The 21,038-nt window shown below is 72.7% G+C and carries 10 protein-coding genes; 3 read left to right on the forward strand and 7 right to left on the reverse strand.

Translation table 11 applies throughout. From position 1 onward, the window contains the following. Nucleotides 1-3 precede the first annotated feature (3 nt). Genes E1269_RS12980 through E1269_RS12990 form a run of 3 tightly spaced genes read right to left on the reverse strand, consistent with a single transcriptional unit; the run spans nt 4 to nt 6,304 of the window. Nucleotides 4-888, reverse strand: a complete 885-nt coding sequence (locus E1269_RS12980; RefSeq protein ID WP_131895086.1) for a carbohydrate ABC transporter permease — start codon at nt 886-888, stop codon at nt 4-6. Then, complete coding sequence (locus E1269_RS12985) at nt 885-2,216, reverse strand: ABC transporter substrate-binding protein (protein ID WP_131895088.1); 1,332 nt, start codon at nt 2,214-2,216, stop codon at nt 885-887. Before E1269_RS12985 ends, E1269_RS12980 begins: the two co-directional genes overlap by 4 nt. Beyond that, nucleotides 2,213-6,304, reverse strand: a complete 4,092-nt coding sequence (locus tag E1269_RS12990; RefSeq protein ID WP_131895090.1) for a discoidin domain-containing protein — start codon at nt 6,302-6,304, stop codon at nt 2,213-2,215. The genes E1269_RS12985 and E1269_RS12990 overlap by 4 nt, the downstream gene beginning before the upstream one ends. Nucleotides 6,305-6,429: 125 nt before the next feature. Between E1269_RS12990 and E1269_RS12995 the strand changes: the two genes are divergently transcribed. After that, a complete protein-coding gene (locus E1269_RS12995; RefSeq protein WP_131895092.1) occupies nt 6,430-7,308 on the forward strand; it encodes a helix-turn-helix transcriptional regulator in 879 nt (292 codons plus the stop codon). A gap of 240 nt (nt 7,309-7,548) precedes the next feature. On the opposite strand, the gene E1269_RS13000 is transcribed toward E1269_RS12995, so the two are convergent. The 3 genes from E1269_RS13000 to E1269_RS13010 are packed head-to-tail and all read right to left on the reverse strand — an operon-like array spanning nt 7,549 to nt 16,470. Further along, complete coding sequence (locus E1269_RS13000) at nt 7,549-10,092, reverse strand: glycoside hydrolase family 172 protein (protein WP_131895094.1); 2,544 nt, start codon at nt 10,090-10,092, stop codon at nt 7,549-7,551. 5 nt (nt 10,093-10,097) lie between these two features. Further along, entirely contained in the window at nt 10,098-13,811 is a 3,714-nt protein-coding gene (locus E1269_RS13005) for an alpha-glucuronidase family glycosyl hydrolase (protein WP_203433473.1), read from the reverse strand. Between the two features lie 10 nt (nt 13,812-13,821). Continuing rightward, on the reverse strand, nt 13,822-16,470 hold the full coding sequence (locus E1269_RS13010; protein WP_162606390.1) for an outer membrane protein assembly factor BamB family protein: 2,649 nt from the start codon (nt 16,468-16,470) through the stop codon (nt 13,822-13,824). 214 nt (nt 16,471-16,684) lie between these two features. Here E1269_RS13010 and E1269_RS13015 point away from each other — a divergent pair, with 214 nt between their 5' ends. Together E1269_RS13015 and E1269_RS13020 are read left to right on the forward strand one after the other, a co-directional pair. Further along, the gene (locus tag E1269_RS13015) at nt 16,685-17,794 is read left to right on the forward strand and encodes a Gfo/Idh/MocA family protein (protein WP_131895098.1); all 1,110 of its coding nucleotides are present in this window, start codon (nt 16,685-16,687) and stop codon (nt 17,792-17,794) included. A 33-nt stretch (nt 17,795-17,827) separates the two neighbouring features. Continuing rightward, entirely contained in the window at nt 17,828-18,850 is a 1,023-nt protein-coding gene (locus E1269_RS13020) for a glycoside hydrolase family 16 protein (RefSeq protein ID WP_131895100.1), read from the forward strand. 4 nt (nt 18,851-18,854) lie between these two features. Here E1269_RS13020 and E1269_RS13025 read toward each other — a convergent pair whose 3' ends face one another. Beyond that, on the reverse strand, nt 18,855-21,038 hold the full coding sequence (locus E1269_RS13025) for a glycoside hydrolase family 3 N-terminal domain-containing protein (protein ID WP_131895102.1): 2,184 nt from the start codon (nt 21,036-21,038) through the stop codon (nt 18,855-18,857).

The following is a 21,038-nucleotide window of genomic DNA, read 5'->3' on the forward strand; positions in this document are numbered from 1 at the left end:
CGCTCAGACCTCCCGGAGTCGCGAGAGTCGGACCTGCAGGACCGCGAACACGAGCGCGATCGCCACGAGGACGAGGGACAGCGCGGCGCCGTAGCCGGCGTGGAAGCGCAGGATCGTCTGTTCGTAGATGTGCAGGGTGAGCAGTTCCGTCGACGTTCCCGGCCCACCGGCCGTCGTGAGCACGACCAGGTCGAACGTCTTCAGGGAGCTGATCGCGGTCAGCACGATGAGGACCAGGTGCGCGCCGCGGAGGTTCGGCAGCACGACCGCAGTGAACGTTCGCCGGTTGGACGCGCCGTCGATCTGTGCCGCCTCCAGGGTCGCCGGGTCCACCTGGGAGATCGCGGCGTCGTAGATGACGAAGCTGTAGCCGGTGTACTGCCAGACGGTGATGGCGACCAGCGTGGCCAGCGCGAACGTCGAGTCGGCCAGCCAGGGCCTGGCGAGCCCGTCCATGCCGACCGCCCTGAGCACGTCGTTCAACGCGCCTTCCTGGTCGAGCAGGTATCGGGCCGTCGTCCCGATGATCGCCGGTGAGAGGACCACAGGCACGAAGATCAGCACGCGCAGCAGGTTCCGGCCGCGCGCCTGTGTGCGTACCAGGACAGCCACGCCGAGACCGGCACCGAGCTGCAGAACCGTGACCGCTACGGCGTAGACGGCGGTGTTCCGCATGGCCGCGAGGAACACGTCGTCCTCGATGATCGCCGTGTAGTTGTCCAGGCCGATCGAGCGCCACGTGGGCGCGATCCCGTTCCAGTCGGTCGTACTGATGACGCCGTTGTAGACGATGCCGACATGGACGATCCCCACGACCAGGATCAGCGCCGGGAGCAGCCAGAGCAGGCCGGCCAGGCGGGCTCGCCGGTCAGAGCGGCGGACGGTCAACGGTCGATGCCTGCGGACACCTGCTCGACCTCGGACAGCGCGTCCTCGATCGATCCCGGGTCGGCGATGATGGTCGAGAGCGCCTGACCCAGCGCCGCCTCCAGGTCCGGGTACGAGATCTGCCGCGGCCCGACCAGCTCCGCGAGGCCCGCCTGCTGTGCCTCGATGTTCTCGACCTGGTCGGAGACCACGACGTCGCCGGTGCTGATCGCGACGTCGGTGTTCGCCGGGAAGTTGGCCAGCGCGGCCTGGACGTCCTGGCCGCCGCCGTGGGTCAGGAACTCGACCAGGTCGTACGCCTCGTCCGGATGCGCGCTCTGCGCCGAGATCGCCCAGCCGTTGTCGGGGCCCCCGAACAGTGCTGTCGGTTCCTTGCCGCTCTGCGGGGCCGGGAACGGCGCGGAGTAGAACGGGCCGGACGGTTCGCCCGAGATGCCCTCGGCGGACAGCGCCAGCCCTTCGGTCGTCATGGTGCCCGCGGTGTTCCAGGTCCCGAGCGCGATGAACGCGGCACCGCCGCCGACGAACTCGTTGAACGCGTCCGGGTACTCGGCACGCGACGCGGCGCCGTCGGCGACGATCCCGTTCTGGAAGAGGGACGCGAACTCGGTCGCGGCCGTCACGAACTCCGGAGCGTCCCACGCGGTGTCGCCGGCGATGGCGTCGTACACGAGTCCCGGCTCGTCGGAGTTGATGACGGACAGGAAGAGGTCGATGTTGGCCCACGCGTCCTTGGCGCCGTGTGCCAGGCACTGCCGGCCGCTGGCGACGACCGCGGCGCAGGTCGTCTCCCACGCCTCGAACGTCGTGGGCACTTCGACGCCGACCTCGTCGAGGACCGACTGGTTGTAGTAGACGAGTCCCGCCGCGCTCATGATCCCGGGCAGGGCGGCCTGCTTGTCGTCGAAGGCCAGCTGCTCGAGGCCGGCGGCGTAGAAGCTGTCGCGCCACTGTGCGCCCAGGCTCTCCTCCAGGTGCGGTACCAGGTCGACCGCCAACGGCTCGTAGTTCGCCAGCATCCCGCCGGGCTGCACCTGGAAGACGTCCGGGCCGTCGCTGCCGGTGAGCGCGGGGCGCAGGGCCTGGAGGTAGTCGTTGTAGGCGTACGGGCGGAACTCCACCGTGACGCCGGGGTGCTCCTCCTCGAACGCCGCGACGGTCTCCTCCGCGGCGGCGATGTTCCAGCCGACCATCGTCAACCGCACGCCCTGCGAGGCGTCGTCGCCGCCGGAGCCGCCGTCGGACCCGCTTCCACAGGCGGCGAGGCTCAGCACGATCGTGGCGGCGACGGGTACGACGAACCGTCGCTGGACGCGGCGCGTTCTCATGGCTTGGGCTCCTTTGCTGAAACGTCCTGGACCGGCAGCAGCTCGACGTGGTCGACGTGGAAGGTACCGGTGCTGTCGCCTTCCTCGGGGTCGAGCCGGAGCTGGCGCAGCACACCGGTCCACCCACCGACCGTGCTCAGGTCCAGCTCGTAGTCCACGTAGCCGGTCTCACCGGGCACCAGCGGGATGCGGATGCTCTTGGACTCGCTGAAGTTCGGTTCGGCCTCCGTGGTGAAGTACAGGGTGCCGTGCATCGCGCTGGTGTCGACGGCCATCCGGATCGACACCGTCGTCAGCTCGGTGAGGTCGAGCCAGAGTCCGGGCGCGGAGTAGAACTGCGGGTCGGGACCGACGATCGTGCCGCCCACTCCCCCGTCGCGCCACCCGAACCCGTCGATGTTGCCGGCCTGGCCCCAGCCTTCGGCGGACTCGTCGAAGGTCCAGGTGCGCTTGGTGTTGACCGACGTCAGCACGAACGGCTCGACGCGGACGGTGTCCAGGCGCAGCTCCTGGCCCGGCTCCGCGCCGACGAGCTCGACGGCGAGGCTCTCCAGCAGCCCCCGCCACTCGGGCACCGTGTCCATGCTGACCTGGTAGGTCGTGAACGCCTCGTCGTGCGCGGTGATGTCGAAGGGGACGGCGTGTTCCGTGCCCTCCGGGTCGTCGGTCGTGGTGAACCGGACGACACCCTGAGCAGCCGACGAGTCGTTGCGCAGCCGCAGCGTCACGGTGTCGGCGTTGGTGATGTCGGCTCGCAGGTCCGGCGGGGACCGGAGCTCGTCGTCGACGCCGTCGAGCGGAACGCCGATCGAGCCGTCGGGCCCGCTGGTCGCTCCCGGCGCCGTCCACCCGTCGAGGTCGTCGCCAGCGAAGTGTGCGGCGTAGACGGCGTGGTCCGGCGCGAGCCGCACGTGCCCGAGGTCCAGCCGGCCCTCGTCCGCCGAGACCTCGATCCCGATCTGGCGAATCGTCCCCGACCAGCCCGGCGCGTCCGTCAGGTCGACGACGTAGGCGGTGTAGCCGCTGTCGGCCGCGATGCGGAACGGACGCCGCCCGGTCACGGTCCGCCCGTCCGGCGTGGTCGCCACGTAGCGCAGGTGCGCCTCGCGCGCCGTCGTCCGGTTCTGGAGCTCGACCAGGACGGACCGGAGCTCCCCTGCGTCGATCTCGAGGTCGGCGGCTGACAGCAGCGCGGCGCCGGCTCCGTCGACGACGCCCCCGATCGTGCCGCCCGCCGCCCATTCGGGCCCGCCCAGCGGACCCTCCCCGGTCCATCCGTCCGTGCTCTCGGCGAACTCCCACGAGGTGCCCGACGGCGACACCGCGGGGTCGCGGCCCGACCGGACCCTGATCTCGGCCAGCTCCGGCGCCGCGCCGGTCGTCCCAGTGACGACCAGCTGAACGGCGTCGGCGCGGGTTGTGCCGAGCTCGATGGTCGTGGCCGCGTCCAGCTCGCCGCCCCGGTGCACGGTGCGCCAGCCGCGGGCGTCGTGCAGGCGTACCTCGAACGAGGTCACCGTGGCGTCGGCGGTCCTGGGCACGACGTCGATGCGGTCGAACGGCACGGTCCGGCCGAAGGACAGCTCGACGTGGTCGCCGGCCTCCTGGGTGCCGCGCCAGTACGTTCCCACGCTGCCGTCGTTGACCTGTCCGGCGTTGGTTGCGAACCACTGTGCGGGGGCGAACGAGGAGGCCGTGGCGTACGCGGCGTCGGCGAGGTTCGACGTATCGAGGTCGCCGCCGCGGCCGGCGGCCCCGACGCCGTACTCGAAGTAGTCGTGGTAGTAGGTGCCGCTCTGCGCCTTGAACACCACCATGATCTCGTGCTGGCCATCGGGCAGGCCACGCACCTCGAAGACGGTCCGCCGCGGATCGCTCCGCTCGCTGTACAGGTTGACGACGCCTTGCGACAGCCCGTCGACGAACACCTCCGCCTCCGTGCCCTGCGGGCCGGCCGGAGCCACCCAGCGCACGGCGTTGCCTTCGAAGCCGGTCCGGATGAAGCTGCGGAAGAAGGCGTCGGGCCGGCCGCCGGGGTTGTAGAGGTAGCTGTGCGTGCCGCCCGAGCTCTCCGGGTCCGCGACCGTCACCCAGCTGCTCGCCTCCGGGGTCACGTGCGCCTCGTAGTCAGTCGTCGGGTCGTCGTCCTCGATCCGGTACCACCCCGACGCCTGCTCCGGCAGCGGTTCCACCGCGGGCGGGCCCGTCGGCTCCCCCGCGGCGGGGTGGTCGCCGGTGTCATAGAGGTAGCTGAACCGGCCGTCCGGCGCGGCGTCCCCGGAGACGTACGCGTCCACGATGTCGTCGCTTTGCTGGTTGTCCCACCACTTGAAGCCCAGGCGCAGCGGCTCGCCGGAACCGCCCAGCTCGGCCCGCGGCACGGCCACCATCAGCTCGTCCTTCCCGGTGGTGAACGAGAGCGACTCCCGGACCGTCTGCCAGCCGTCGGCGACGGTGAACCGCTCGAGCCGCGCGTCTTCCTCGCCGTGCCAGCGGACCCGCAGGTCGTAGCCGGACCAGCCGGTGGCCCCGTCGGAGTCGGCGTCGAGGTAGAGCGTCATCCAGCCCTCGTCGGAAGCGTCGGTCAGCTCGTCGTGTGTCCGCACGTAGAAGTAGACGTTGTCGCTGTCCCTGGCCACCTTCGCCGAGACGATGTCGTTGCGGCCGGTCCGGTTCACATACGTGCGCGCGTCGACACCCGGGTGGTCGCGGTGCGCGGTGTCGCCCTGGTAGTCCGCGTACTCCGGTGACACGTCCCGCCACTGGGCGAACCCGCCGCGCAGGTCGATGGTGTGTTCGCCGCCGGTGTCGGCGGGCGGCTCCACGCCCTTGTAGCGGCGGATGTTGTCGACCAGCTGCAGGTAGTAGTTGTCGCCGTAGCCGCCGGTCATCGGCGCGAGGTCACGGCTCCAGCGGGTGTTCACGACGTCGTAGAACACGAGCGGATCGCTGGGCCGCGCCGCCCAGTTGCCGGCGATCCACTCGTTCCACTCGAGCACGAGGATCGTCTCGGGGTCCGCCTCGATGGCGTGGTCCCACTGCTCCTGGAAGTTGAACCCGTGGTTCTCCGCGCCCGGCGACTCGTCCTCCGCGCCGTCGTGGAAGCTGCGGCTGCGTGACGGCGGGTCGTCCAGGCCGTACCACGCGGTGTAGCTGAAGATCGACGAACTGCCGGAGTTCTGCGCCGGGGAGACCGCCATCTGTTCGAGGTTGCCCTCGGCGTCGTGGTTGCCCCGCTGCGGGCGGTCGAAGCTGATCCAGTCCCAGCCGTCGGCGGGCTGCTGCGGCTCGTTCGGCCACTGGGCGTAGCGGAACGTGAAGAACTCCTGGACGGCCCGAGACGGGTCGACGCCCATGATCAGCGGCTTGCCGTCCCAGTGGAACCACGTGCTCGGATACCGGTGCGGCGCGTCGTCGGCGTAGAACGTCCGGTAGATCTCGTCCATGTTCCGCGACGACTCGGTGTGCGTCATGAAGACGACCTGCGGCGCCCGCACGCCCTGCGACTGCAGCTCGACGATCGTGCGCATGAGCAGGATCGCCTGCGGCTTGTAGACCTCCCAGTTCGACGCGTCGAGCACCAGGTAGTCCACCTGCGCGGCGGCAAGCAGCTGCAGGTCACGGCGGACCACCCACGCGTCGTCGCTGCGGAAGTAGCCGTAGAGCGGTTCGCCCCAGTAGGCGAAGTGACCCGGCCCAGGAAAGGCGCCGCTGTCCGGCGTCTGCCACGCGAGCGGGTCCTCGGCCAGGGTGGCGTTGTTGTCGAAGACGTTCTTGTACTCCCGCATGTCGTTCGACCCGTGCCAGAGCACGTAGAACACGCCGACGGTGCGGTCCTCGCGCGGCGGCGGCGCCTCGGTGTGGTCGGCCAGCTCGCGGCCCAGCGCGTCGGTGGCCACCAGCGGGCCGCCCGGCGCCATGACGTTCGCGACGGTCTCGGCCGGGCCGGCGCTCGGCTCGCTGGCGACCGGGGCGGCCGCGGATCCCGGCCCGGACAGGGCGAGCACCATAGCCGCCGCGGCGGTGCCCATCGCCAGCAGCCGGCGCAGGCGGGAGCGCAAGCGCATCGAGCGTTCGTCCGTGGTCACCGTGACTCCCTTGTCCGGCAGGGTTGTCGGATCGACTTGCACGTATTTCGCAATACTGTCCCTGCGTGACTGTAAGAGCTAGCATGATCTCGTCTTGAAGTAGCACGAAACAATCAGGAGCCCGCGTGATCACACGGTATCGACGACGCGAAACGCTTCCGGTTGCAGGGCCGGCCATCGCCGCGGAGCTCATGGACGGCCTCGGCGAGGTCGGCCCGCACAGCCACGAGTTCATCGAGATCGTGCTGGTCGAGAGCGGCCGGGCCGACCACGAGACACGCTCGGTCAGACGGGCGGTGCACCGGGGCTACTGTGCGGTGCTTCGGCCCGGCGAGTGGCACAGCTGGCGCGACTGCGAGCAGCTGCGCGTCTGGAACATCTACCTCGGTACCGAGGTGCTCCAGTCAGCGCTGAGCTGGCTGCGCGACACCCCCGAGTGCAGCAGCCTGATCAGCCCGCCCGCTCCCGGGCGCGTCACCGAGCGCGTCCTGGCCGACCCCGCGCTCACGAACGTCATCGGGTGGCTGACCGCGATGCCGCCCCGGCAGCCCGCCGACGGCATCTCGCCGTCGGCCCGCCGCGCCGGCCTGCTGACCGCGGCCCTCGGCGAGATCGCGGCGGCGCCTGAGCTCGACGAGCCGGCCGCGGGCCTGCGGCCGGCACCGCACCTGCCGGCGACCATCGCGAGCACGCTGCGGCTGCTGGAGCACGATGTCGCGCACCCGTGGACCCTGGGCGAGCTCGCCGAGCACACCCACCTGTCGCCGTCACACCTGTCCCGGCTGTTCTCGCAGGCCACCGGCATGGCGCCCATTGCCTACCTCGCCCGGCTGCGCGCCGAACACGTCGCCGCCGACCTCATCAACGGCGACGACCCGATCGCCGAGATCGGACGCCGCTACGGCTGGCCCGACCCGAACTACCTCAGCCGGCGGTTCCGCCAGGTCTTCGGCGTCTCCCCGCGGGCGTTCCGGCACCGTTACAGCCAGGCGACCCCGTCGTGACGGCTAAGGTGTTCTCGGCGTCGTCGTAGGTGCCGTGACCGTTCTCGGCGATGCACCGGAGCTTGTCGCGGGCCTCCTCGGAGACGTCGAGGCCGACCACGTCGATGCGCACGTCGACGCCGTCGCCGGCCAGCTCGGTGGCGACCTGGCAGGGGTCCGGATCGCGTCTACGGCGCCGGCCGTGCCGGCGAGGCCGTCGCCCACCTCCTCGACTCACCGCCGCGGAAGTAACAGCTCCGATCAAGCGGTCGAGAGCACGTCGTACCGGGCGGCGTGCCAGGCCGGACCGCCGGGCGCGGGCTCGAGGCGCACCTCCAGCTCGCTCCGACCCCGGGTCAGCGCCGGCGGCAGGGCGAACGTGTCCTCCGCCCAGCGTTGGTGCGGGTTGCCGTTCGGCGCGAGCCACCGCCCGGCCCACCTGCCGTCGACGTACACGTCGGCGCTCTGGTACGAGACAGCACGGTCGAAGCGGCGGCGCAGCTCGACCAGGGCGTGGTGGCGGTCGGTGTGGACGGTGAAGTGCACCGGGTCGGTGGTGGCGCGGCCGTGGTCGGTCACCTCGACGTCGTCGTCGTCGCCCTCGAAGACCGCGGTGAGGGTCGTGACGGCGCCCGGCTCGCCCGCCGCGCCGGTGTAGCCGTGCGCCGCCTCGCTGGCCGGGTCGCCGACGTCGACGGAGTCGGTGACCGTCGCCGCCGGCAGTTCGCGGCCGTACCAGAACGCCGTCGACCCGTAGCTGCCCGGCCACTCGTTGGCGCCGCCGTGCTCGATGCCGAAGCGCAGCGCGGCCGAGAACGGGACCGCGTCGCCGATCATCAGGCGGTACGCCGAGTCGCACAGCCAGGCGCAGCCGAGCTCCTGCACCTCGGCGGCGGTGTTGCCGGTGAACGGGTTCGAGAACGGCCCGGTCGCGAAGTACCACGCGCCTTCGTAAAAGTCCTCGGTGCCGGTGCCGTGCAGCTGCGGGCTGGCGGCCCCGTCGACGTGCACGCGCTCATCGCCCTCGAGGTAGCCGCGCGAGTTGATCGAGCCGGGCAGCTGCTCGCCCAGCATCGTGTGCGAGACGCCGACGAACCGCCCCTGCCCCCTGGTGTCGAGGAAGCGCCAGTCGCGGTGCTCGACGGTCGCGCCGGCCAGCGCGGTCGCCCGGAAGGTTCCCAGGTCGCCGCGCGGGCCGAGCCCGATCGCCGTCCGGGCGTTCCGGTGCCAGCGCACGGCGCCGTCGACCAGCTCGACGTCGAGGTCGGAGGTGTTGACCAGCTCGACGCGGGCGGACCGCACGAACGGCATCGGCCACCACGACCGGTACCAGCCGTCCGGCGCGGTGTCGACGGCGAAGAACAGCGACCGGACGGGGTACTCGCCGAGGCCGGTGCCGAAGAACTCGCCCAGCGGCGCGTCCACGGTGGTCGCGCCGTCGACGCTGACCCGTACCCGCAGGTCACGCAGGAGTGCGTCGGAGGTGGCGATCGGCTCGGGCTCGCCGGTGGGCGGGTACGGGTTCCACTGCGCGCCGGCCCACAGCTGGCCCTCGATCGCGTAGCCGTGCGCGGCCTCGGACTCCGCCGCCTCCGGGCCGATGTCGACGACGTCGGTGCGCACCCACTCGTCGCCCACCCGGGAGTCGACCCAGTAGTGGAACTCCTCGAAGCTGCCGAAGATCGAGTCGACCGCGTCGGTATGAACGGTGACGCTCGACCGGCCCGCGGTGAGCGCGGCCGGCAGCTCGAGGGTGGCGTCGGTCCACCGCGGCGCGTTGGTGGACGGCAGGTGCGGCCACGAGCCGGCCGGCACGCCGTCGACGCTCACGTCGGCGACCTGGGTGGCCGCCCAGAACGTGTTGACCCGCCGGGTGAGCCGGACGCCGGTGTTGCGCGCGTCGATCGCGACGGTGAACTGGCTGTGGCCGGGCTTGCGGAAGCCGCGGCCGTCGTCGCGGACGGTCGGCGACCGGTCCGGGCCGACGATCTGGGGTATCCGCAGCGCCAGCTCGTCGATGACGCCCGGCCCGCGCAGCCGGCCCAGCTCGATCGAGCCGCCGGCGGGCAGGGTGGCGCTGTGCGATGCGGTCAGCGGGTGCTCCGCCGGTGGCTTCGGGTCCGCGGTGCCGGCGCGTCGCAGCATCGCGATAACGTCCTCGGCCCGGTCGGCGGGGTCGAAGGTGCGCACCCCCTCCGCGTCGGCGAACGCCCGGTAGGTGACGTGGTAGAACTGCGCGTTCTCGGTCGTGGTGATCCGCATCGACTCGCGGAACGGCATCGGCACCCGTACCGAGACGCCGCCGGAGCTCTGGTCGCGGTTGGCCACCAGCGGGTACACGAACGGCGCGCCCAGCTCACCGTCCACCACGTCCTGTGCCGGTGCGTCGACGACGACCCGACCGTCCAGCTCGATGACCAACCGGCCCAGCGAGGTGACGTTGCCCGGGTCGGCGAGGTCGCGGGTGAACCAGATGCTCTGCACCTCTCCGGCGCCGCTCGCCTCGGCGATGACGCAACCATCGGCCGTGGTGCGCAGACACGAGCCGGCGACGGCGTCGGCGTTGCCGCCGGTCCGGTCGTAGCTGGAGAACTGCAGCGTCCGCACCCCGGTGGGCAGGACGGGGAGCAGATCCAGCCGGCGGTAGACGTCCCAGCCGATCGGGCCCTTGGCGGTGGACGCGCTCGCGGGCTCCGCGCCGGCCGTGGGCTCGGCGTCGGCCGTGACGTCGCCCGTCACCCCCGTCAGGCCCGTCACGGTGAGCGCGACCAGAGCACCAGCGGTGACCAAGGATTTCGCACGCATCGGGCTCACCTTTCCCGCGCCGGCCGGCGCATGATCAGGGCGTTGAGGTGCCAGTGCTGACCCGGCAGGCTGCTCAGCTCCAGGTCCGCCTCACGGCCGGCGGCGCCGCCGTCGAGGTCGAAGCGGAGCCAGGCGAACGCGCCGCCGGCCAGGACGGGACTCTCGGCGAGGAGCTCACCACCGGAGCGGATCGAGGTCGGCTGCGCGAGCACGGTGTCGCCGACCAGGACGAACACCTCGTGGAGGCCGGCCGGAACCGCCAGGCGCAGTGTGCGCGTCTGCGCGTCGTTGCAGAAGTCGCGGCGCAGCGGGTCGAGCACGCCGCCACGGTCCCGCGACTGTGGCGGGCCACTGACCCACCCGCAGCCGCGGGCGGCGTCCCAGGCGTCCTCCGGTGCCAGCCGCCGGTAGGTCCCGACGACGGGGCTCGCGGCGGCGCCGGCGTCCAGGGCGAGCACGACCTCGTCGCCGCCGGGCACCGCGAGCAGCTCGACCTCGTGCCGGCCGCCGCCGACGGAGTGCGGCCCGGCGGTCACCTCCACCTGCAGCGTGACCGGCGGTGTGGGGTCCGGCGGGGGTAGGACGGCGGCCCGCAGCGTGGCCGTCTCCCCGGCCGCGACGGTGGCGACGGCGTCGGTACCGCTCCACCCCGCGGGCACGCCGACGTGGACGGTGGTCGCGATCGCGGTGTCCGGCGTCGTGTTGGTGACGGTGACGGCGACCTCGCCGCCGGTGCCGCCCACCAGCAGCCGCGGCGCGTCCAGCGCGGTGACCGCGATGGCCGGCGGCTCGGCGTCGGGATCCACGAGCGCGAACGCCACCAGGTGCCAGGCGCCGGTGGTCGGCGCCTGCTGGGGCAGCTCCCAGTGGTAGTCGACGCTGGACAGCTCCAGGTCCACGTCGCGCCCATCCGCCCCGCCGTCCAGCCCGAACCGCAGCCACGTGTAGCTGCCGCCGGGCAGGTTCTCCTCCGACGCGGCCAGCAGCTCACCGCCGGACCGCACGAACGTCGGGTAGACCGGCGCCCACCAGCGGTCGCCCACCAGCAGGTACGCGTCGTGCGGCCCCGGCGGCACGCTGACCCGCAGCGTACGGGGGACGATGTCGTAGATGATCTCGCGCCGCAGGTCGTCCAGCGCGTTGCCGCGGTCCAGGGCGCGCGGTGTCCCGCCGACCCAGCCGAAGCCCCGCTCGGGGTCCCAGGCGTCGGTGGGCGCGAGCCGCCGGTAGCCGAACTGGACCGGGTACAGGGCGGAGTCCGGTCCGGCGTCGAGCGCGAGGACGCACCGCTGGCCGGCCGGCGCCACCAGGACGTCGGTCGGCGTGGTGCCGAGCACCGGGACGCCGGCACCGGCGACGTCGGGCGCGACGACGGCGCCGCCCGGGGCCAGCGGCGGGGTCAGCGGCAGGTCGACCGTCCGCACCTCGCCCGGTGACAGCGTGAGGTCCTGGCCGGTGCCGCTCCAGCCGTCCGGCAGGTCCAGCCCGACGGTGACCGACCGCGGCTCGGCGGTGGCGTTGCCGGCCCGCAGCGCCAGCGTGTTCGGCCAGCCGCCCAGCAGGAGGAGCGACGGCGGCTCCAGGATGATGGACCCGCCGGGGAGCGCCGCCTGCACCCACCGGTGGTGCTCCGAGCGGATGCCGGTGAGCCCGAACAGGTAGTCCACGCAGGTGTCGCGCCACAGCGTCGCGTGCGCCAGCTGCCCGTCGAGAAACTCCAGGACCTCCTCGTGCCGCCGCCGGTCGATCCGGCCGGCCAGGCGCTGCCAGTCGCGGCGCGTCCGGGCCACGTCCGCCACGCCGCGGACGTAGGCGTCGTAGATGTGCTGGAGCAGGGTGCTTCCCGAGCGCAGCCGGTGGTCGTACGGCAGCCGGTGGAACACCAGCAGCAGCTCCTCGGGGCAGGTGGCCACCGAGTCGAAGATGTCGGAGTTCGGCGGGTGGTAGACCTGGGTGGCGCCGGTGCCGGTGGCGACGGTTCGGTCGGTGCCGATCTCGGTCGCGGTGGCGTTGTGGAACGGCGGCGTCGGATGGTTGCGGCCGGTGAAGCCGCCCATCAGCGGCGCGGTGTACGACTCGTAGACCCCGCGCGACTCCAGCAGCATCGCGGTGACGACCTCGACCATCCGGCGCTCGGACCCGAACGTCATCCGGACCCACTCCTCGGCGATCTCCGCCGCGCTCAGCTCTGGGTTCCAGGCCAGCCGGCCGTAGCCGTGAGTGTTGGCGGCGGCCAGATGGTTGCCGGCCCAGGTGACGTCGTCGCCGAGGTTCATCACGCCGGCCAGCCCGGCGTGTGCCGATCCGTACGCCCGGCCGCTCGCGACGGCGGCGACGGTGGTGCCCGGCCCGTCGGCGTGGGTGTCGAAGTCGAGGATCTCCTTCCAGCCCGGCACCAGGTAGCACAGGTGCCGGCCCTGGCCCGTGTACTCCTGCAGGACCTGCAGCTCCATGACGAGGTTCGTGTTCGGCATCGCGCCGAACAGCGGATGCGCCGGTTCGCGGACCTGGAAGTCGATCGGCCCGAACTTGACCTGCACGATCGCGTTGTCGGCGAACTCACCGTCCAGCGGCCGGAACACGTTGTACGCCGCGGTCACGAACTCGCCGCCGCCCTCGTGCCCGACGAAGGCGCGCCACATGACGATGCCGCCGTGCGGCTCCAGCGCCGCGGCCAGCATGTTCGCGCCGTCGGCGTGAGTGCGCCCGTACGCGATCGGACCCGGCTGGCCTTCGGAGTCGGCCTTCACCAGGAAGCCGCCGAAGTCGGGGATCGCGGCGTAGATCTCGTCGGCCTTGGCCCGCCACCACGCCCGGACGTCCTCGTCCAGCGGGTCCGCCGTGGGCAGGCCGCCGACCGCGCGCGGGCTGAAGAAGTTCGCGCACAGGTAGAGCCGGATGCCCCAGGCCCGGAACACGGCCGCGAGCGGGACCAGGTTGCCGATCATCTCGGTGGTGATGAACTCGTGCTCGGCGTTCACGATGTTCACGACCGAGCCGTTCATGCCGATCGACGCCAGCGCCCGGGCGTAGTCGGTGTAGCGCGGCCGGAGCGCCGGCAGCTCCTCCCAGTGGAAGACCGACCGCCCGGCCGAGCCCCACTGCACCACCCGGTCCAGGTAGTCCCAGTGGTTGGCCAGCCGCAGCGGGTTGACCGGCCCTTCGCACACGTCCAGGCCGTCCAGAGGCTGCCTCGTCTGCAGCAGCCGCAGCAGGTGGAACGCTCCGTACAGCACGCCGGCCGGGCCGCCGCCGGCCACCAGGACCACCTCGTGACCGTGCACCACGGCTCCGCGCAGCAGGTAGCCCTCGGCGCCGACGGCGTCCAGGTCGCCGGCGGGCACGTGCGCGGCCACGATCGGTGACGCCCCGGTACCCAGCACGACCGCGCCGTCGCGCGCCGGTGCCGGAGCCTCCTCGACCGGCCGGCCCAGCAGCCCGGACAGTCCGCGCACCAGCTCGCCGGCCGCGGAGGCCAGCGGCTCGGCGTCGCCGTCCCGCACGACGTGCGTCAACCGGCGCCGGTAGGCCGCGAGCAGGTCGCCCGGCTCGACCGGGCGGTACCGCAGCCACAGCTCGTAGCCGTCCTCGTCCGGCGGCGCACCCGCCGATCCGGCTGGCTCCCAGGCCGTGGCCGGCGCGACCGCCGACACGTAGGCGCCCGCGGTCGCGACGCCGCCGGTGGCCAGGAACCGCCGCCGGGTCCAACTGTGCTCCATGGCGGTCTCCTCAGTCGTCGGCGACGAAGCAGTAAAGGTGGCCGTCCCACGCGCCGGTCAGCACGAGGTTCCCGGTGACCGCCGGCGAGCTGGCCACCCACGAGCCCAGCTCGAATCGCCACCGCACGGTGCCGTCGGCCGCGTCCAGGGCGTACAGGTGCCCGTCGTTGGCGCCGACGTACAGCGTCGAGCCCGACACCGCCGGCGACGACAGCAGCGCGGCCCCCAGCGCGCTGCGCCACCGCTCCGCCCCGGTGGCCAGGTCGAGAGCCGCGACCACGCCGCTGGGCAGGGAGGCGTACACCCTCGTCCCTGCCACCGCCGGCGCGGTGCCGTCCAGGTCGGCGAAGGCCAGCACGTCGGCCGGTCCGAGGTAGCGCCACAGCTCCGCGCCGGTGCGGGCGTCGAAGGCCTCGACGGCGTTCGGCCCCTTGGACACCGCGTCGCGGAACGTGGCCAGCACGACCCCGTCGGCGTACACGAGCGGGCCCTGGCCGAACTCCACCGGCCGGTCGCCCGGCGGGACGGTGAGCGCGGCCGACCAGGCGTGCGTCCCGGTGGCCAGGTCGATCGCCCACGGCGCGTTCAGGCCGGGGTTGACGTAGATCCGGCCGTCGCCGACCGCGACCGCCTTGTTGTCGTTGACCAGGAAGAGGAACCCCCGCGTGTACCGCCACCGCACGGCGCCGGTGGCGACGTCGTGCGCGACGATCCAGCTCGACCCCATGCCGTCGGCGACCCGGTAGGTGCGGTAGGCGTGCAGCACCATGCCGGCGGCGACGGCCAGTGAGCTGTACGCGCACACGTACGCCAGCGGGTCGCCGGCGGCCGCGTCGTGCTCCCACAGCGGCGTGCCGGTCGCGGCGTCCAGGGCGCGCAGGCGGCCGCCGACCGACGTCGTGAACACCCGGCCGTCGTCGGCCGCGAGCGTCGCCTCCACCAGGCTGTCCGCGGGCGTACGCCAGCGGCGTTCGCCCGTGGCCAGGTCCACGGCGACGACACCGCAGTGCTCGGCGCCGTCCTCGTCGCGGACTCCGATGTAGGCGGTGTCCCCGGACACCACCGGCGACCCGGTCAGGATGGTGCCGCCGGTGCCGTGGCTCCAGGCCAGCCGCAGCGGCGGCGCCACCTCGTCGATCGCGTGGCCGCCGCGGGCCGGGCCACCGTGGAACATCGGCCACGGCGCACCGGGCGCCGGCTGCTGGACTCCGCCGGCCGCGACGACGGTGAACTCCCCGCTTCGCTGCCAGCGCCGGCCGGTGTGATCGCGCACCTCAGCCGTCCACCGGTGTGTGCCGGGCTCGAGCGCGCGGAAGTTCTCACGTGCCGTCCAGGTCCACGGTCCGGCCGGCCGCAGCGGACGCCAGCGCTGCTCGCCGTCCAGCCGGTACCGGGCACCCTGGATGACGCTGGTGGTGTCGTACGCGCTGATCTGCACGGTTCCGGCGCCCTGCGGGACGCGCGCACCCGGAGCCGGATGGACCAGGGTGAGCGCGCAGTCCACGCCGAACATGCGGTACGGCGCGCGGGCCGGGCCGTCGCCGACGTCGACCACCCGGAAGCCCAGCGGCGTCTGGTCCAGGCTGTAGTAGGACGACGTGCTGTTGACGTGCTTCGCGCCCGGGACGCTGCGGTCGTCGACCCGGTTCACGTGGGCGTGGCCGGAGAGCACGAGCGTCGTGTCGTACCCGCCCAGAAGGTCGAGGTAGGACTGCGCGACCGGCTCCGAGTCCGGGTAGTAGCGGCGGACCCAGTCGTCGAACTCCACGAACGGCGCGTGGAACATCACCACGACCTGCTTGCCGCCCCCGTTGCGGGCCAGGTCCCGCTCCAGCCAGGCCAGCTGGTCGGGCTGCCCGGCGCCGAGCATGTTGTCGAGCACCACGAAGTGCTGGCCGCCGTAGCCGAACGAGTACCACTCCGGGCCCAGCGACTGCCGGTACTGCTCGACGTTGCCGCCGTACGTCCACGGCGCCGTCCACCAGGCCAGCGGGTACTCGTGGTTGCCCAGGACCGGCCACACCGGCACCTGGCTGTCGCGGGTGCCGTCGCGGAAAGCGTCGAACTCCGTCGGCAGGCCCCACTCGGTGACGTCGCCGCTCACGCACAGGAACCGCGGCGCGTCGTCGGCGCCGGCGGCGTTGGCGACGATGCGGTTGAACTGGCCGATCTGCCCCCGCCACCGGCCCAGCGGGTCGCGGTCGAACGGGAAGCTCCCGGGCGTCGGGCGCACGTGCGGGTCGGACACGGCGAGGAACCGGAACGCCTGGTCGTCGGAATCGCGGTCCCGGCGCAGCGCGAGGTCCACCCGGATCTGCTCGCCGGCGCCGACCGAGACATGGCGGTAGAACCGCGGGATCATGTCCGCGTCCGGCGCGGCCGCCCAGCCGCTGGGGACGGTGACGAAGACGACGAGCCCGTCCCGCCGGGTGGTGTCGACGGTGAGCTCGAACCTCCCGGTCGCGTCCGTGACAGCGACGTCCTGCCCGTCGGACACGGTCACGCCGGCCAGCCGGCGCTCGCCCGGGTCGAGCAGGTCGTTGCCGTTGCGGTCGTCGAAGACGTGGCCCCACACCACGGCCTGGTTCGGCGCCAGGTCGGCCGTGCGCTCCGTCGCGGTCGCGTGCCCCGACATCACTCCGCCGAGGGTCGCGGACACGCCCGCGAGGCTCGTCGCCTGGAGAAAACGTCGCCTGTCCATGCCAGCGTCCATCAGGATTCCCTTCGAAGGGGAGGCGGCATGTGGACTAGTATGGCAGTATTCATGCCACATCGCCTAGGGGGTGTGACCCGTGGATGTGGGTTCGCGTGCGGCCGCAGCCGGCGGCACAACCCTCACGCCCCCTGTCGCCGCAGCCTGTGAGGCCACTGCCATGACCTTCGTCCAGGAACCGTCCCAACCCCTTCGTGTCGCCGTCGTGGGGACGGGCCAGATCGCCCGCTTCGCCCACCTGCCCGCCGTGCGGAGCGTGGGCGCGCAGCTGGAGCTGGTGGCCGCCGTCGACGTCGACGAGAGCGTGGCCAAGGAGTTCGCGACGAGCTTCGGCGCGGGTGCAGCCTTCACCGACGTGGCGACGATGCTCGACGCCGTCCGGCCGGACCTGGTTCTCGTCTGCACTCCCCCGGCGTGGCACGCCGAGGTCGTCGTCGCGACGGTGCGGGCTGGAGCGTGGGCGTTCTGCGAGAAGCCGCCAACGGCATCGCTGGCCGAGCTGGACCGCATCGCCGCGGCCGAAGCCGCGGGCGGCGGCCGGGCGGAGTTCGTCTTCCAGTGGCGCACCGGCTCCGCCGCCGAACACGTGCGCCGACTGATCGCCGACGGGACACTCGGCCGGGCACTGGTGGCCATGGTGTCGACGACGTGGTATCGCGACGCGGCCTACTACGAGGCGCCGTGGCGGGGTCGCTGGGAGACCGAGATCGGCGGCGCCACCGCCGGGCAGGGCATCCACGCCATTGATCTGCTGCTGTCGCTGCTCGGGCCGTGGCGGACGGTCACCGCGGTGGCCGACACTCTGGAGCGCGCCATCGAGGTCGAGGACACCTCGATGGCCATCGTCCGGTTCGAGTCCGGCGCGCTGGCCAGCCTGGTCACGAGCGTGCTGTGCCCGCGGGAGGACAGCGCCGTGCGGATCGACCTGCAGGACGCCACCGTCGAGCTGCGCCAGCACAGTGGCGACGGCAGCGGCTGGACGGTGGTCCCCCGCCCCGGCCTCGGCGACGACCGGCTGGCCGCGGCCGGCCCGGTACCGCACGACGTCCCCGCCAGCCACGGCAGCCAGCTGCGCCGGCTGGTCGACGACCTGCGCGCCGGGCGCGCGCCGGCCACCGGGGTGGGACAGGTCCGCCCGACGGTGGAACTGCTCGCCGCGCTGTACAAATCCGCCGCCAGCGGCCGCCCCGTCCGGGCTGGGGAGATCGGGCCGGACGACCCGTACTACGCCTCCATGCACGGCGGCCGCGGCACCGTCAGCACCGGATGACCGAGGACCCCACCGCACAGAAGGGTGACCACCATGAACGCCGACCAGACCCCGCCGAGCCGGCGCACCAGTCGCCGGCGGTTCCTGCAGACCGCCGGCGCCGGGCTCGTGCTCGCCGGCACCCCCTCGCTGGCCCGGGCCACCGAGTCCCAGGTCGTGTTCTTCGACGACTTCACGTCGGCCGCGACGATCGACGTCGGCGCCACCGATGCGCCGGGCTACAACTGGTATCCGCGCAAGTGGTTCCGGACCACGGCGACCCGGCCGGAGAACATCAGTGTCAGCGACTCGGTCCTCACCCTCGGCGGCAACGGCGGCGAGTCGGACCTGACCAGGCTGTCGACCGCGATCGCCGTCGACACCAGCCCCTACGCCCGCGGGACCGTCTTCCACGGCGGCTACTTCGAGGCCCGCATCGCCTTCGACCATGCCGAACGCCCGCCGACAGCCGGCGCCAACCCCGCGTTCTGGTCGATGGCCATCGAGCACGTCGCCCACCAGTACGTCGGCACGTTCTACACGCAGTGGCCCGGGCAGGCGGCCGGCTACTCGCACTACATCGAGCTCGACTTCATGGAGCACTTCAGCGATCCGCGGCAGAGCTACGTCTGCACGGTCCACGACTGGTCCGGCCCATACGCCACGCCGCCGGGCAGCGACGACGACCCGTTCTGGTGGTACGACATCGCCAACGGCAACAACATCGTCCAGGTCGGCCCGGTCGACTGGAGCGAGTTCCACACCTACAGCTGCTACTGGGCGCCGCAGAACGGCAGCACGCCCGGGCACGTGCAGTGGTTCTTCGACGGCCTCGCCGGCCCGACCACCAACGTCTACTGGGCCGGCCCGATCGGCGCGCCGCCACTGCCGGGACAGGCCCCGGAGCCTGGCACCCCCGCGCACACGAGCTTCACGCCCGACACGCCGGCCGAAGCCGACCGGACGTTCGCGATCCTCGACCAGCAGCGCATCGCCCTCACGCTCACGACCGACCCCGGTTTCCCGATGTACGTCGACTGGGTCCGCGTCTCCGACAGCACCGTCGAGGTCCTGTAGCGGCTCACGGCAGGTCGAAGCGAGCCTCGTTCGTGGTGGTGCTGTCGCCGCCCACCATGACCGCGAACTCGCCGGGCTCGACAACTCGCTCGCCGGCGGCGTTCCAGAACGCCAGGTCGTCCCGGCTGAGCGTGAACACGACGCGGCGTGCCTCGCCGGCGCGCAGTGTCACCCGACGGAACGCCTTGAGCTGGCGCATCGGCCGCTTCAGCGAGGCGACCAGGTCCCGGAGGTAGAGCTGGGCGACCTCGACGCCGTCGCGGTCCCCGGTGTTGGTGACCTCCACCGTGACCGTGACGTCCTGGCCGACCTCCACGCCGACCTCCCCGTACTCGAACGTCGTGTACGACAGCCCGTGCCCGAACGGGAACCGCGGCGCCACCGGCGTGTTCACGTACCGGCCCCGCTCGTCGCGGCCGGTGTGCATGTAGTCGTAGGTGGACGGCAGCTGGGCGGTCGCCGCCGGCCACTGCACGGGCAGCTTCCCGCTCGGTGCCACGTCGCCGAAGAGCACGTCGGCCAGTGCGCTGCCACCCTCCTCCCCCGGGTTCCACGCCGCCACGGCGGCCGCGACATGGTCGAACGCCCACTCCATCGTGTTCGGCCGGCCGCCGATGTGCACCAGGACCACCGGCGTCCCGGTGGCGTGGACGGCGCGGATCAGCTCGTCCTGCCGCCCGGTCAGGTCCAGCTCGCCGGCGTCGCGGATCTCGCCGCTGGTGGCGGCGGACCCGCCGACCACGACGACGGCGACGTCCGCGCGCGCGGCGATCCGGGCCGCCGCGGCGATGCCGGCGTCGTCCGGCGGCTGGTCGACCACGGGGCACCCCTCGGTGTACAGCACGGCGGTTCCCGTACCGGCCCGTGCGCCGATGCCGGCCAGCGGGGTGACCAGGTCGGGGTTGCGGCCGCTGTAGTCGCCGGTCTCGGCCACGCCGGCGTTGGGCCCGATGACGGCGATGGTGCCCAGGTCCGCTCGCAGTGGCAGCGTGCCGTCGTTCTGGAGCAGGACGACGGACTGCCGGGCCGCCTCGCGTGCCAGGGCCCGGTGCTCGGGGCTGTCGCAGACGGCGTCGGCGGTGGTGGCATCGACGTAGGGGTCCTCGAACAGGCCCAGCTCCACCTTGGTGCGCAGCACCCGGCGCACCGCCCGGTCCAGGACCTCCTCGTCGAGGACGCCGGCACGCACCGCGTCGACGACCGGCGGGCCCAGCGCGCTGGCGAAGCTCTGGTCGACCCCCGCGCGCAGCGCCTGGACGGCCGCGTCGGCGGTGTCGGCGGCCACGGCGTGCGCGGTGTGCAGGAAGCCGATCGCGCCCATGTCCTCGATCACGAACCCGCCGAAGCCCCACTCGTCGCGCAGGATCTCGGTGAGCAGCTCGTGGGAGGCGTTGCAGGGGACGTAGCACCAGTCGCTGTAGGCCGCCATGACGCCGCCGGCGCCGGCCTCGCGGACGGCCGCCTCGAACGGCGGCAGCGCGAACTCGCGCAGGAACTCCCGCCCGTGGCCCGACGGCGCGCTGTCCCGGCCGCCCTGCGGCGCGCCGTGCCCGGCGAAGTGCTTCACGGTGGCGACGAGGCCGGGCCCCGCGCCGTCGCCGCCCTGCAGGCCGCGCACCATCGCCACGCCGAGCCGGGACACCAGGAACGGGTCCTCGCCGTAGGTCTCCTCCAGGCGGCCCCACCGCGGGTCGCGGCACACGTCCAGCACCGGGGACAGTCCGACATGGGTGCCGACGGCGCGTGCCTCGCGCGCCGTCGCCAACCCGACCTGTTCCAGCAACTCCGGGTTCCAGCTCGCCGCCAGCCCGATGGCCTGCGGAAACACCGTCGTACCCGCGGGACCGACCAGCCCGTGCAGCGTCTCGCCGATGAACAGCGCCGGGATGCCCAGCCGGGTGTGCTCGGCCAGGTACCGCTGGACGGCGTTCGAGCTCTCCGCGTAGGCATGTGGCGAGGCGTCGTCCTGGCGCTGCGACAGCGAGCCATGTCCGTCCGGTCCGAGGTTCGCCGCGGCGGTAGCCGGGTCGAACCGCCCGTCGCGCAGGAAGCTCTCGCCGTCGCCCCAGGACCGGTCGAGCATCTGCAGCTGCTGGCCCTTCTCGGCCGGCGTCATCCGGGCCAGCAGGTCGTCGACCCGTTCGGCCGGCTTCGCGGCAGGGTCGCGGTACAGGGGGAGGTCACTCAT

Origin of the sequence: Jiangella asiatica (genome assembly GCF_004349065.1) — a bacterium.
Lineage (GTDB): Bacteria > Actinomycetota > Actinomycetes > Jiangellales > Jiangellaceae > Jiangella > Jiangella asiatica.